At 52.9% G+C, this 14,599-nt stretch carries 10 protein-coding genes and 1 pseudogene; 5 read left to right on the top strand and 6 right to left on the bottom strand.

The window, feature by feature from the left end:
- The 3 genes and pseudogenes from ACYVAD_RS09020 to ACYVAD_RS09010 all read left to right on the top strand — a co-directional run.
- Positions 1-796, top strand: a pseudogene (locus ACYVAD_RS09020) (hypothetical protein); the annotation flags it as partial.
- Between the two features lie 120 nt (positions 797-916).
- The gene (locus ACYVAD_RS09015; protein ID WP_461139169.1) at positions 917-1,618 is read left to right on the top strand and encodes a hypothetical protein; all 702 of its coding nucleotides are present in this window, start codon (positions 917-919) and stop codon (positions 1,616-1,618) included.
- A 696-nt stretch (positions 1,619-2,314) separates the two neighbouring features.
- Positions 2,315-2,551 carry a hypothetical protein gene (locus ACYVAD_RS09010; protein WP_461139168.1) on the top strand — a complete coding sequence of 79 codons (237 nt, stop codon included), beginning with the start codon at positions 2,315-2,317 and terminating at the stop codon, positions 2,549-2,551.
- A 136-nt stretch (positions 2,552-2,687) separates the two neighbouring features.
- On the opposite strand, the gene ACYVAD_RS09005 is transcribed toward ACYVAD_RS09010, so the two are convergent.
- The 5 genes from ACYVAD_RS09005 to ACYVAD_RS08985 all read right to left on the bottom strand — a co-directional run bounded on the left by ACYVAD_RS09005 (position 2,688) and on the right by ACYVAD_RS08985 (position 7,352).
- Entirely contained in the window at positions 2,688-3,254 is a 567-nt protein-coding gene (locus ACYVAD_RS09005) for a hypothetical protein (RefSeq protein WP_461139167.1), read from the bottom strand.
- Positions 3,251-4,087 (bottom strand): alpha/beta hydrolase, encoded by an 837-nt coding sequence (locus tag ACYVAD_RS09000; RefSeq protein WP_461139166.1) that lies wholly within the window; start codon positions 4,085-4,087, stop codon positions 3,251-3,253. Before ACYVAD_RS09000 ends, ACYVAD_RS09005 begins: the two co-directional genes overlap by 4 nt.
- Positions 4,088-4,231: 144 nt before the next feature.
- The gene (locus ACYVAD_RS08995; protein WP_461139165.1) at positions 4,232-5,998 is read right to left on the bottom strand and encodes a DUF885 family protein; all 1,767 of its coding nucleotides are present in this window, start codon (positions 5,996-5,998) and stop codon (positions 4,232-4,234) included.
- 140 nt (positions 5,999-6,138) lie between these two features.
- The gene (locus tag ACYVAD_RS08990; RefSeq protein ID WP_461139164.1) at positions 6,139-6,780 is read right to left on the bottom strand and encodes an FAD-dependent monooxygenase; all 642 of its coding nucleotides are present in this window, start codon (positions 6,778-6,780) and stop codon (positions 6,139-6,141) included.
- Positions 6,781-6,893: 113 nt separating this feature from the next.
- A complete protein-coding gene (locus tag ACYVAD_RS08985; RefSeq protein ID WP_461139163.1) occupies positions 6,894-7,352 on the bottom strand; it encodes an FAD-dependent monooxygenase in 459 nt (152 codons plus the stop codon).
- 338 nt (positions 7,353-7,690) lie between these two features.
- Between ACYVAD_RS08985 and ACYVAD_RS08980 the strand changes: the two genes are divergently transcribed.
- Entirely contained in the window at positions 7,691-10,951 is a 3,261-nt protein-coding gene (locus tag ACYVAD_RS08980; RefSeq protein ID WP_461139162.1) for a SusC/RagA family TonB-linked outer membrane protein, read from the top strand.
- Positions 10,952-10,972: 21 nt separating this feature from the next.
- The gene (locus ACYVAD_RS08975) at positions 10,973-12,655 is read left to right on the top strand and encodes a RagB/SusD family nutrient uptake outer membrane protein (RefSeq protein WP_461139161.1); all 1,683 of its coding nucleotides are present in this window, start codon (positions 10,973-10,975) and stop codon (positions 12,653-12,655) included.
- A gap of 176 nt (positions 12,656-12,831) precedes the next feature.
- Here the strand turns inward: ACYVAD_RS08975 and ACYVAD_RS08970 are convergent, their stop codons facing one another.
- Complete coding sequence (locus ACYVAD_RS08970; protein WP_461139160.1) at positions 12,832-14,541, bottom strand: amidohydrolase; 1,710 nt, start codon at positions 14,539-14,541, stop codon at positions 12,832-12,834.
- Positions 14,542-14,599 lie beyond the last annotated feature (58 nt).

Below are 14,599 nucleotides of genomic sequence, written 5' to 3'. Positions count from 1 at the left end.
TATCGTGGGTGCGGTTCTCGTTGCTCCAGGGCGTATTGGCCTGCCAGCTCAGACTGATCCGGCCCTGGCTGGGACTCACCGACAAGCGCACGCTCGAGGCCGGATCGGCCACGTCAGCCAACTGGGTGAGCTGGCCGTTGGGGGCGGTGTAGAAGAACTGGACGCGGTAGCGGTAGGCGTTGGCCACCGTGTTGAGGGCCGTCGTCGAGCTGCCCCGGTCTACGTAGAGTGTGTCGGGTGCCCCGGCCTGCAGGGTGGTGTTGATGGTGGTAACGGTGGTCCAATTCTCCCCGGCCAGGCCCGTGGCCCGCTGCAAACGGTACTGGTAGGGACCGCCCAGATCCGCGGGATTGAAACCCAGGGGGCGGGTCCAGCGGACGGTGATCTGGCCCCGGCGGGTGGCCTCGGGGCCGGTGCTGTCGACGGTGACCTGGGTAAGGACGGGGGCCAGCAGGGGCAGCTCGACGCAGGCGTTGGTGGAGGAGACGCTGGCCCCGCCATTGTTGCCGCCGTTGCGGTCGGGGTACTCGGCCACCAGCACGTAGGAGTAGGCCCCGCCCCGGCTCAGGGCGGTGGTGTCGATGAAGGAGGTGGCGCTGGCGGATGTGGTGCCAACGCGTTGGTAGCCCGCCGGTGGGCCCGTTACGCAGGGTTCGATCGTCACCGGTTCACAACCCTGGCGTCGGTAGATGACCAGACGGGTGGTGTCGGATCCGTAGCGGGGGGCGCAGCTGTAGGGCGTCCAGTTGAGCTGCACGGCCCGACTGCCAGCCGAGGCTGTGGGGCGGGCCTGTAGTCCTTTGACGGAGGGCCCCACAATGCGAATGCTGAAGGTCTGGAAAGTTACCAGCGAGACGGCTCGGCCGCCGGGTACGTCGTTGGCCTTGAACGTAACATCATAGGGCTGCTGGCGGATGTGGTTGCAGCTGGTCTGCCAGGTGAAGGTGGCCGTGCCGGGCTGGTTGATCGCCACGCCCCCGTTGACCAGGCGGGCGTACTCGGGCTGGATAAGTTCGCCCGCGGGCAGGGGCTGGCCATCCTGGCCCACGTTGAAGACGCCCCCGAAGCCGTTGATGATGACTCGGTTACCGTCGGGATCGGTGGCGGAGACGGCCTGTCGGATCAGGGTGCCGGCCTCGACGCAGATGGGGGGGATGGGGGCCAGCACGGGCTGGCGGTTTGGCTGGTCGACGACGATGATCTGCATGTCGCGGGTGACCTCGCCGATGAGCACGCCGTTGCGCCACTCTTCGACGATGAAGGCGAAGTTGAACTGGCCCTCCTCGCCGGGGGCGTCCCAGGCCAACTCACCGGTGCGGGGGTTGATCGAGAAGGTCGGTGTGCCACCAGCTTCGCTGGTGCGGCTAAAGCGGGTCGGGTCCTGGTAGACCGAAATAGGTCGATTACGAGGACAATCTTCGCCCAGTCCTTCTTTTGGCACGCTCAGGCGGAAGGCCAGGCTGTCGCCATCGGCGTCGAAGGCGGCCGGGTTGTGGACGAAGCGCTGGCCCACGCGGGCCGAGTCAAGGGGCGGGTTGAGCAGGACAGGCGTCGAGTTCAGGCCCAGCTGGGCATTAATGAGAATCGTCGTCGAAACGAAAAAACTAATGTTAAATGACTGGGAGGCTGGAGGTAGGTTTTTTGTATCCGCATTACGGTTGACAACCGTGACCGAAATCGTGTAGGGCGCGGCCGCCGGAAAGGTATGAGTCGTTCGGTAGACGTTGATGGATGAGGTACGGCCGTTGATATAACGCCGGGGCAATCGGCTCACCCGCGTTGAGGTTCCATCCCCAAAGCAGATCAGGTAGTCATTGGCGACGTCGGCCGCTGGCTTTCCCTTGTTTTCGTCAAAGTAAGCGGTAAACGTAATTTCGTAAGTCAGCGAGGTCGCGGATATCCGTCGGGTTGTAATCTCCCCGGCCCGTACGTGGGTTGCCTGACTGACAGTTGGCTTTAGCAACAGGGTAAACAACAAGCCAAGAAAGGTGAGGGTGTAGAAGAACCGCATAGAGGAAATCCATTTCCCCAACAACGGTTTTACCCATCGAAATTGTATCGTCCGTAACCCTTAATCGCGGCTATTTCTAGCCTGATAGTCAAAACCAGAAAAATCTGGATTAACGAATAATCGAGTTGCCTACCTTAGTGGTATCACAAGTACAGTTTGCGACTAGCTAACCGCATCAGTAGTTGACTAAAACTAACTTTGTGCAACCGTTTATCAGTGCCAATAGTGGGTAGTAGTATTACCAATCGATGGCGTACTCTCGAACCCAAAATCTATCTGGAACGAAAACGTAAAATTAGCTTTATGAACAGGTTTCTATCAGTTGTACTCCTCGCCGGCATTTCGGCTTTCGTTTCAATCAGCGCGAACGGCCAGGCAAAAAACACATTGAGTAAATCGCCTGACTACTCGATCAAAGCTGTTCATCCCAAACCTGATTCGATCAAACCTGCCTTTGGCCTATCCACAAACCTCTTTCGTAACGTTAGCGATTCGGCGAATAACTCACCAATAAAAAAAGACCTACCAGATTATTTATGAATTACTCAATATAAGTAGACGGATCAACTCGCAACGTGTTGTAGGCCAGACTCTACTCGGCACCTCTCCTACTGGTAAGAAGTAGAAGTTAGATTTTTCAAACCGTTACCTCTCTTTCGGTCTGAGCGTTGATTTTTTAGCGTTTCTCAAATACTAACGTCTTGCCATTATCGGGATCACCAATAAAGTAGAAAAGTACCGGCGATTTATTCACTTGGTAAATCTGATATTCGATATTTAAGCCGGGTTTACGGATTCCTGCCTTTTGAAGATCTCTTTTATCAAACATCAGTTGAAGTCCCCATTCTGTTGGGGCATTTGAATTGGTCGAGTCAACTTCCCATGTTCCAGTCGCATCCATTAGTTTACCATTAATAGGATGCCCAAAGTCATCGGCAACCAGGTCTGGTAGATTAATTATTTTGAACGTTCCGTTTGACCGAATAGACAAGGTTATCGAGTCGACAGGGTAAACGTTTTGCTCTTTTATGAACGAGTAACAGAAACGATTTAATTTCCATAATCCTACCAAGTCGTCTTCTGTTGGCTTTTCTTTAGTGGGTTTGTAGTAGGACTCATCAATAACACCAAACGGATTTACGCCCCAACAACCGATTAGGCTATAAAGCATTCCTAAGTATAAAATTCCTTTTCTCGCCAGTTTCTGATAAACAGACAAACGCTTCAACTTCTTTTCTATCACGACTTTTTGATCGTTGGCTGCTCGAAAAAATGTCGCATAAACAGGAGTTGATACATGACGGCGTTGCTCCAGTAATTCCAGTCGTGAACCCCTGGTCGGCTGATGAAGCTGTGGGCAATGTTACGTTCCAGCAACTGCTCGTGCAGGTTCGTGTTGGCTCGATAGAAAAAATCGCCTGTTCCGCAGTCGATAATAAGCGATAACGCATTTGGCGTCAGCAGATAAAGCATGTTTACGACCGTATTCCGTTCCCAGTTTTCGGGTTCCTTCGCGTACGGTCCCAGCCGTTTGGCAATATCCCAGTTGTTGGGAAACGGACGTATATCGACGCCCCCACTCATGCTCCCAGCGGCTCCAAACGTATCCTGATTGCGAAAGGCCAGGTACAGCGCCCCGTGACCGCCCATGCTGAGGCCCGTGATAGCCCGCCCCGTTCGATTGCGGATGGTTTTGTAGCGACTATCGATCCAGTTCACCAGCTCGTGGGCAACGTACGTTTCATAGCGGGACGTCGAATCAATGGGGCTGTCGAAATACCAGCTGGAGTAGTTCCCGTCGGGGCAAACGACAATGAGCTGTTGCGTATCAACCGCCTGGCGCAAAGCGGGTACTTTCTTGATCCAGTCGGCGTAATTACCGCTGTACCCGTGCAGCAGGTAAACTACGGGCAACTCACGGGCATTGGTGTAGCTGTCGGGGGTTATCACAACGGCTTTGATGTTCTTTTTCATCGACTCGCTGTACGTAGCGACGGTATCCACCTTAGCCGCCCACAAAAGACTCGTCAAACAACAAAACAGGCCTGTCAGGAAAGTAATACGTAAGAAATTCATCGGTTCGTTTGCTTCCGGGTCAGCGTCTCCTGCACTAGAGACGCTATTCTATAGCCACAAAAATAAGCAGAGAGTTTCCTAAGTGCCTATCCAGCTGCATCTACTGCAACTAATTTCAGTCATGCATGGCCGTCAGATAACGCGTTATTTCTTTCCGTCGATAGCATAGAAACGCCATTTTGTTTTGAAATCCCGGTCGAGCTGCTGATTGATCAGGATGGCGCGGATCAGTTCGACAGGCATCGAGTTCATCTGCATAATCGAGTCGTGGAACTGTTTGTAAGTCATTTTACCACTATCGACCAGTTCTTTTTTAAGGGCGTAAAATTGAAAGCCACCCGTCATGTATGCCAGCTGGTAGAGTGGCTCATATCCCCCTACGAACGACCGACGCACTTCCCCTTCGGCATTGGCCCGTTCGTGCCCTACCCGATCCACCAGGAAATCGATACACTGCTGCGGCCCCCATTTGCCCAGGTGGTAATTGAGCGAGAAAATAATCCGGGCACAGCGATGCATCCGCCAGAACAGCATCCCAACCCGATCTTCGGGCGACTGCGGGAAGTTCATGTCCCACAGTATCATCTCCCAGTAGAGCGCCCATCCTTCGGTCCAGAATGGCGTTCGAAAGCGCCGGTACGTCTTGTAGCGATTGTTCATGAAGCCCTGGAGGTGGTGCCCCGCGATCAGTTCGTGATGCACCGTTGACCGCGAAAAATGGGGATTGTTGCCCCGCATACTCATCAGCTTGTCTTCGTGCGACATGCTGGACGTCGGGTACGAAATCAGGATCGTTTCGCCCCCCAGGAAGAACGGACTTACTTTCTGCCGCTCGGCCGACATCATGTTCATGCGCCAGGTTTCCTCGGCAATGGGAGGTATCGTGATCAGATCTTTCTGCTTAAGAAACGCAATCGACTCATTGTACAGCCGCAGGATCAATTCCGGCTGCTTGCCCACCGGCACGATGCTGTTTTTTACCTTCTCCTGGGCCGCTTTCCAATTCTCCCCAAACCCCATCTCGCGCGACGCTTTCAGCAACTCGCGGTCGCACCAGGCAAACTCTTTATTGGCGATCTCGATCAGTTCTTCGGGGGAGTACGGTATGTATTCAAAAGCCAGTTGCTGCATCAACGCATCGCGGCCAACGGCTACCCCGGCAATACCGCTACCATCGTCTTTGACCGGTGGTGGGACTTTTGCCTTTTTAGCAAAAAAAGCGGCATAACCTGCCAGCAGGCTATCGGTTTTGCGGTACGGCTCCGGCACCCACCACGTAAATAGGGGATCGTAGTTGTTGTAGAACTCATAAACACTTTTCAGCGCCGAGCGCAGGCCGTTGGCCGTGCCTTCGGCCCGTTGCGCCAGCGCCGGGTCGATCTTATCCAGCTTCTCTGTTGCTTTACGTGCTTCGGCAATGTCGCGGCCCCACTGCGTCAGATCGCGGGCCACCTGCTCGCCATTCATAGTCGTTCCCCGCCGACGTAATTTTTCCAGCGCGTAGAACTTGTCGGCAAACGGAAACCAGGCTTTAGTCTTTTCAACTTCAGCAGCTTCATCGGCCAATTCCCGTTGATCAACCTGAATGGTGCGTTGGAATAGGACGTAATCCACCTGACTATCGACGGAAAGCTGATTAAACTTCAGTTGCTGAAGTTGCTGTAGATAATCGGTGTTCAGTTTTTGAAACCGTTCCCGACGCTCGGGTGAGTTTTCGATGGTATAAAACCGGTTCAGACTCCCCCGATCGGCGCCATACTGCGTCATCAGGAAATGCACATCGCTGGTCTGCGGATTGATGGTAGCCAGTGGCGCGGGCTGGGGCTGCGCAGTTGTCGACAGGTTCGTCAGCAACGTAATACTGGCCGCCAGTGCTAGTGGCAGCTGACTCAAGCGTAGTTGTTTTGGCATCGGTAGGCAGTAATTAGGTCAGGAAAGCGATTCAACCAAAAATACGCGAACCTCCCCGATCCCTGTCGTGCCACCTTCGCGAAAACTGATATTATTTTATCATTCTTCCAGTAGCGTTGCCTATCGAGTTTTTCCTGCTCTTACCGCTGAATGCGTCGATCCTGAATAAACTCGGGACGTGGCCCCATGCCAACCATACGCCCGATCAACCGACGTAACGCGGGCACATGTCCCAGCAACCAGAACACAACCGGTGGAACTGACCCACCAGTAGCGTTGGCGATATACCGATGAGCAACTAGCTGCGCCCGTTGGATGATGCGCACGGGAAATAGACGACGCCGTTGAATACGCTCGAATACCGACTCGTTTACGTTCCCCTTCTGTAAGGGTCCCGCCAGATAGCGAGCTGCGGCTACAGCATCCTGAATGGCTAGGTTTACCCCAACGCCCCCGGCGGGCGACATCGCGTGAGCGGCATCACCAATGCATAGCAAACCCGGCCGATACCATCTTATCAGTCGATCAATCTTAACCGTCAGTAAACTGATTTTGTCCCAGGTATCCAGCTCCCGTACGTGCTCACCGACGAAGGGGGCAAGTTTCAGAATACTTTCCTGAAGCGCCGGTAAGCCTTGCTGCTTGACCCTTTCGAACTGCCCTTTCGGAATCAGATAGCCAGCCTGAAAGTAGTCGTGCCGATCGATGAGCACCATAAATTTCCCGTCGTACACGTACGCCAGCGCCTGTTCGGTCAGGGTTGGATCTTTGGGAATGCGCATCCATAATGCGCATCCATAATACGTCAATGGGAGCCCTAAAATCTTGTACGGTCATCTTCGCCTTCTCGCGCACCCGTGAATGCCGCCCGTCGGTACCCACAACCAGGTCGGCGTTAATTATGACCTCGCCCGTTGGCGACGACGCCCGTACGCCGATCGCCCGACCAGAGCAAATCGGTCATCTCGGTTTCCATCAGGAGCGTGAATGAGGGGAAGGCTTTTGCCTTTGCGCTGAGGAAATTCAAAAAATCCCACTGCGGCATAAAGACAATAAACTGCTTGTGAACCGGCAGGCTCGAAAACTCGGCGATTGGCACAACGCGCGGCCCTGATGCCAGATTGACCCGGTGCAACTCCTGATGAGGCTGTCGAAGAAATTCATCAACCAGACCAAGGTCATACAACAGTTCCAGCGTCGATGGGTGAATGGTGTCACCCCGGAAATCGCGCAGGAAATCGGCATGTTTTTCCAGCACGGTAACGGCTACTCCCGCCCGAGCCAGCAGAAAGCCCAACATCATTCCAGCGGGGCCGCCCCCTACAATGCAGCAGGTTGTTTGGTGCGTATTCATAGGCATTACTCAATGGATGATAGACCAGCATCATCTGGACTTAGGTCATGAGGTTACTGCTGCCCAGAAATCAGCCAAGCTAATCCGAATAACAAACTAGCGAACCTTACCATCCAGAGCAGATAAATACTTAGATTATATACTTACGCTTTTAAAAACTTAAAATGCAATTAAAAGTAAATATCACTTGTATTTACATCATTTACATACCATATATTTGACAAAGTATCATTAATACCAAATGATATTCTGATCAGCAAAAAAAGAAAATCTAAATCTTCGCTTTTTCTATCGGCTGCTGATCTTCTTTCTAACCTAACTAAATTATTGGTAAGCTTATGAGGAAGTTTTTATTCCTGAGTCTGCTCTTGCTGTGTTTCTGCGGTATCAATGCCTGGGCGCAGGGGCGAAGAATTATTGGTAAAGTTACTTCAGCCGAGGACAATTCACCCCTTCCTGGTGTGTCCGTTGTCATCAAAGGGTCTAACCGGGGGGCCACTACCGATGCCGCCGGCATTTATGATATAACCATTCCGGATGCTAAAGGCGCCATACTGGTATTCAGCTATGTGGGCGTTAAAACGCAGGAAATCAGAATCGGTAACGAATCCGAACTAAACGTTAGCCTGGTTTCCGATTCGCAGACGCTTACAGAGGTTGTTGTGACCGGTAGTGGGGTCGAAACTAGCAAAGCCAAATTGGGTATCGCCGTTGAAAGCGTATCTGGCAAAAATCTGCCCCAGACACCCCAGGCTTCTATCGACCAGGCACTGATTGGTAAGATTCCGGGCGCGCAGATTTCGTCGGTCAGCGGTAACCCCGGCGATCCGGTCAACATTCTGTTACGTGGTATCAACTCCGTGCAGGGCGGTACCAAACCGTTGATCATGGTCGACGGAGTGCAGGTGGCCGCCACGGACATCAACTCACTCGATCTGAGCAACGTAGACCGGATTGAAGTAGCCCAGGGCGCGGCATCAGCCTCAATCTACGGCGCGCAGGGAGCCAACGGGGTTATCCAGGTATTTACCAAGAAAGGAAAGAAAGGCCGCGTGTCGGTTAACTATACGACCAGCTTCTCGACGAATGAATTTCTTAATACGGGCAACGTGCACAAAGCCGATCGGCACCCGTACCTGACCGACGCCAACAATAACATCGTTGATGCCACGGGCAAAGTTTTATCGGTGAACGATCTGGGTTCGCTGACGGGGATTTCCTACCAGTACGGTGGTGCCACGCGTTACGCCATCCAGGACATTCGTAACGACGCCAGCAAGGCCTATGACGCGAACCTGAAGTACTACGACCATTTCAAACAGGTATTTCAGGCCGGAACAACGACCAATAATACGCTAAATATTTCGGGCGCTTCGGAGAAAAGCGATTTCAACATCTCGGTTGCCAACAACCATAACGTTACGCCAATTCTGAAGAACGGCTATATCGACCGTAGCAACCTCTCGGCCAACCTGGGAACGGAACTGTTTAAGGGCTTTACGATCCGGTCGACGACGCAATTAGTTTATACCAAGAATACCCTGAAACCTGGCCTCGGTGCAGCCGGTGGTCCGCTTTACGGTCAGGGTAACTCGCTGGGCAACATTGGTTCGGTCTATGGTTTTCTGAACACCTCGCCATTCTTCGATCTGACGGCAAAGCTGCCGGATGGCAACTACCCGCGCATTCAGCGTGCCGACTTTGTCAGCATAAACGCCAGCAACCCGTACTATAATCTACAATACACGGACGGGATCGATAATAAAATCGACGTTCTCCAGAATTTTGACGCGAACTATAAAGTCAACAAATTCCTGGAACTGGATGCCAAATACGGCATCAACTATCGGAACGAGAACGCACGATGGACGTACTACAATCAGTCGACTAATACCAACTCGGCTTACTACAACACGTATTCAAGTTATTATGCGCCAGACAACAAAGGCGAAATTGATAACTGGCAGTACAGCACGACCTTCCAGAATTTTCTGGGCACGGCATACATTCGGACTGACTTCCAGAATGATTTTCACATCAATCTTCCTATTCAGACCAGCACGCAGGTTTCGTTCGACTACCGAAAGAACAAATACACCGAGTACGATACGTATGGTCTAGGCCTAGGGACGGCTCCGCCCTACAACATCCAAGCTACGTCAACGCAGGCAGTAGCTCTGGATTACGTTCGTCCGTTCGTCACATACGGCTATCTAGTTAACCAGAAAGTTGATTTTGGCGACTACGGCGGTATCACCGCGGGCTTCCGTAGTGACTGGTCGTCGGCGTTCGGTGGCGGCTCGACCCCGTTCACCTTTCCGCACTTCGACGGGCACATTGCTCCCCTGTCCTTCTTCAAGAACAGCACCATCACGAACGCTATTCCGTACTTCAAACTGCGGGCGGCTTACGGCGAAGCGGGTATTCAGCCCGGTGCATTTGATCGGTACCCCGTGCTGAGTCAGCAAAACCTGGGCACCTCGCTGGTGTACTCAGTTCCTATGACCAACAACAATCCAAATCTGAAAGTAGAGGTCTCGAAAGAGCTGGAAATGGGGACAGACTTCACGATTGGTGGTACTTCCGGTCGGACCTGGCTGAATTCAATATCGGGTTCGTTCACCTACTGGAAGCGCAAGAGCGAAAACGTAATTTACACGGTCAGCGCCCCTCCTTCCACTGGTTCGACGGGACAACTAACCAACGCTATCAATATGTCGTCGAACGGGGTTCAGTTCTCTTTGTCGCTGCCCATCTACAAATCCCGTGACCTGACCTGGGACTTCACGACGAACTTCGGCCACCAGATTTCCAGAATCGATGCCATTTCGGGCGGGGCCGATATCATCCTGACCTCAAACGCGGGCAGTACGGCACTAGTACTGACGCCTGGTCAGCAAATCGGCCAGATTTACGGCTACAAGGCGCTAACGAGCCTGGACTATACCAACCAGGAAGGACAGCGCTACATTACGGCGGCCAACGAAGGCAATTATACCCTCGTGGACGGGCGGGTAGTTGATAAGCGAACGTACCAGATTCAGTTCACGAACGAAACATACCCACTGGCGAACCCCAACCCAAAATTCAATGCGTCGTTCATCAATGGTATCAGCTTCCGGAACTTCCTGACCCTGAATTTCCAGTTTGACTGGGTATACGGTAACCACCTCTACAACCAGACGAAAGAGTGGATGTACCGCGACGGTATCAGCGGTGATTTCAGCAAGCCTGTCACCATCGACGGCAAAACGGGCGCCTATACGGCCTACTGGTCCAGTGCTTACTACGGTCTTTGGGGCAGCCTGCGGGGCGCTGGCAACAACGCGACCAAAGATTTCTTCCTGGAAGATGCCTCCTTCGTCCGGCTACGTAATATTTCGCTGGCCTTCGACCTGGCTAAAGTGGTTAAGCTGCCTTACCTCAACAAATGCCAGCTGGTGCTGACGGGCCGGAACATCATGACCTGGACCAAGTACACCGGCTATGATCCGGAAATCAGTTCGGGTTCGTCCAACTCGTCGTTCGACCGGGGTGTCGACCACAGTACCCTACCCAATACGAAATCGTACCAGGTGGGTCTGAACATCGGCTTCTAATCATTCAACTCTTTTGCATCCATGAAACTCGGAAATACGACTAAATTTCTTACCACCGTTTGTTTGACAACCTTACTGCTGGGCGCCGTTTCCTGCAAAGATCAACTGGATGTCGGCAACCCAAACGCCCCCACGGTTTCGGCCAACGTCAATACGGAAACCGGGCTGATTGATTTCGCCCAGGGCGCTGTCTACATCAACGGCTTCGCCAACGGCGATGGCTGGCTGGGCGATAGCTATTTCTCCCTGCCCTGGGGGTACAGCGAACTAATGGCAGACATGGTCGGTGCCGACGCGTCGAATAACCAGGTGACCACCATTGGCCAGCCCGACTACATCATTCTGGACGACGGCACTAAATTGACGAACTCGTCTCCGCAGATTGGCATTATCCGGTCGTACAACAGCCGGGCGGCTACTGGGGCGGGCAACAATCCGCTGTATTACCAGTGGTTGAACATGTACGCTCTGAACAACGCCTGTAACCAGGTTTTGAGTCTGGTCGATGGCATTAAGTTCGGCGGTGACGCCACCTCGCGGGCCAATACGGTCAAGGCGTGGTGCTACTGGTGGAAGGGCTACGCCTACGCATCAATTGGCTCGATGTACTACGCCGGCCTGATTAATGACGCAGCGAGTACAATGAATGGGAACTATGTACAGCATGATGCGATCATTAACCAGTCGAATACGTATTTCAACATGGCTGCCACAACGCTGGGCAGCATCTCCAGCGCCAGTGATTACCAAACGGTACTAGGTGAGCTGATTCCATCGGCTAACCAGGTCGGCAACGGTGGCGTCCTGACGATAGACATGTGGAAGCGGAACATCAACACGATGCTGGCGCGGAACATCCTGGTTAACAAGCTAGCCCCTTTTGTCAAAGGTAATCCCAGTGCAACAATCACTAAATCGTCGGCGACAGCTATGACAACCGCCGACTGGAATAACGTACTCACCTTAACTACCAACGGTATCCAGTCGGGTGATAAGGTCTTTACGGGACGTAGCACAAAAGCTAACTCTTTCTTCTCGGCAACCGGCGGCACAGTGGCGTCGCTGACGACGGGGCCAAATAGCGGAACGACGTTCAAAATCAGCGAACGGTTTGTTCAGAATTTCAACTCAGGCGACAAGCGTCTGTCGAACAACTTCAACACGGCCACTACGTACAAAAACAACTACATCTACACGACACGTTACAACCTAATTGATGGGGGTAATGGGGCTTCCGGGGTATATTCGTATGGTAGCCGGACGGTAGGTGCTTACGAGTTGTTTATTGCCGGTAGTTACGAAGAGAACACCCTGATGATGGCCGAAGCCAACATGCGCCTGGGTACTATCGAAACGGGCCTAAAATCGGTTGACGCTGTTCGTTCGTACCAGGGAGCTGGAGTGGCGGCAGTAGCAGGTACCAGCCTGACGCTGGCAAAAGCCCTCACGGAGTTGACGAAAGAACGGCGCACGGCGCTGTTCAGCCGGGGACTGGCCTACTACGACAGCCGTCGTTGGGGCTGGACCTACGACATCGCTAACGGCGGGGGTAGTTACGGCAACACCGTCGTTACGTCGTCGGGAACCGTTAACAAGAACGTAACGATCAACTACAACTTTCTGGACTACTGGGACGTACCCGCCGACGAGGCCGTACTGAACCCTTCCAGCTCCAGCGTAGCGACCAAGAATCCCAATTTTTAATACTAACTCATAGATAATTTGGCTTTAGAGGGTACCGGCGCTGCTGGTACCCTCTTTCATTTTCTGGCTTTCGAGCCCGAATCACTCCTCTATTCACGTTATTATACACACAAGCGCAACAACAAAATGCGAAAACTCGCCCTGTCGCTGCGCTTGTGCGTTGGTTAATTAAACTATTACTCGCCCGACCGCGAGGAGGAAATCTTAGAGGCCGTCGCTTTTTCTTTGGCTATCTGTTTTTTTACCGCTTCCCGCTGATCATCCCGTACGGTTGGGTACGTAATTTTCAGCTGCTCCAGGTACGTTTTGTATTTGCCCGGATCATAATAGAACGGCTCCAGCTTCGGTTTGAACTCAGCCATAATCTTCTGGTTGAGGTAGATCGCGGGCTTTTCTTTCGACGTAATAAGTGGCTCATACTTGATATCTTTCGTCTGTTCGTCTTTGTAATACGCCCAGGCCTCTTTGATGATCTCGGGTTTCATCAGCATATCCAGCAGCGTCATGGCTTCGGCCTTGGCCCCGGCCACGATTCCTTTATGGGCGATGGGTGTGGCCATTGAAATAGCGTTTGCCCAGTGGTGACCCGGTAAGCCCGGAATGTTACTGGGGTAACGTAATACCACCGTCGGCAATGACCACGAAATATCCGCGATGTCGTCCGAGCCACCACCCATCGGCGTCATGGCCTGGCCACCCATCATCACGACGGGGGCTGACGACGTTGGTAAGCCGACCGAATCCAGTTTCATGGCCAGTCCCTCCATTTTGGGAGCCTGCAATTCGAGCTGCGAAGCACGCGCCAGCAGTTGATCCTCGTCCGACCAGGCCGGAAGTCCTACTTTCTTGATGTTGTCGTACATCGCGGCCGCAATCGGGCGATTGGTGTGTACGGGCCAGGCCGACCCCAGAATTTCGTAGGTAAACTTCGTGTCGGTCATCAGAGCGGCCCCCTCGGCTATTTTGATTCCCGTTTCGAAAAGTTTTTTGATTTTGGGATACGTCCGCTCCCGGAAGTAGTACCAGACAGCCGCTTTCGACGGTACAACGTTTGGCTGGTCGCCCCCGTCTGAAATAACGTAATGCGAGCGCTGGGTTAACTCCAGGTGTTCGCGCCGGAAGTTCCAGCCGATATTCATTAGCTCGACCGCGTCCAGGGCACTACGTCCGCGCCAGGGAGCCCCGGCCGCATGAGCCGCCTGTCCTTCGAAATTGAATTTGACGGATACCAGTCCATTATTCCCATTGTCTCCCCACGACACGGCCAGGTTGTTACCGACGTGGGTAAAAATGCAGGCGTCAACATCCTTAAAATACCCGTCCCGAACGTAAAAAGCTTTGGTTCCGACCAATTCTTCGGCCACACCGGGCCAGAGCATTAACGTACCGGGAATCTTCTCGCGCTCCATCAGTTTTTTGACCGCCAGCACCGCCACGATGTTGAGCGCCTGGCCGGAGTTATGCCCTTCTCCGTGGCCGGGAGCACCTTCTACAATCGGATCTTTGTAGGCGACACCGGGTTTCTGGCTCGCTTTTGGAATGCAGTCGATGTCGGAACCAACGGCAATTAATGGCTTGCCCGATCCCCAGGTGGCGATCCAGGCTGTCGGAATACCCGAAATACCTTTCTGCACCGTAAAGCCTTCTTTTTCGAGCAGATCCGTCAGATACTTGAACGACTCTTCCTCTTGGAAGCCCAGTTCGGAGAAGCTGAACAGCATATCGTTAATCTGCTGCGCCTGCACTTTATTGGATTCGACGGCGGCCACGGCTTCGGCTTTGAGCTTGTCGAGCCGGCTATCGGTCGACTTAGTTTTCTTTGCCTGCCCAAATACCAATATCGGCATCAGGACAACCAGTACGAGTAAATTTATTCTACATTTCATACGTAAATCAAAATTTTACAGATGCAAATAAACACTTAGTAAGCTAAATATACGGCAC

This window comes from Spirosoma pomorum, from assembly GCF_054776615.1.
Note: the sequence above shows the minus strand (reverse complement) of the source record. Positions and strands in the feature narration are given on the sequence as shown.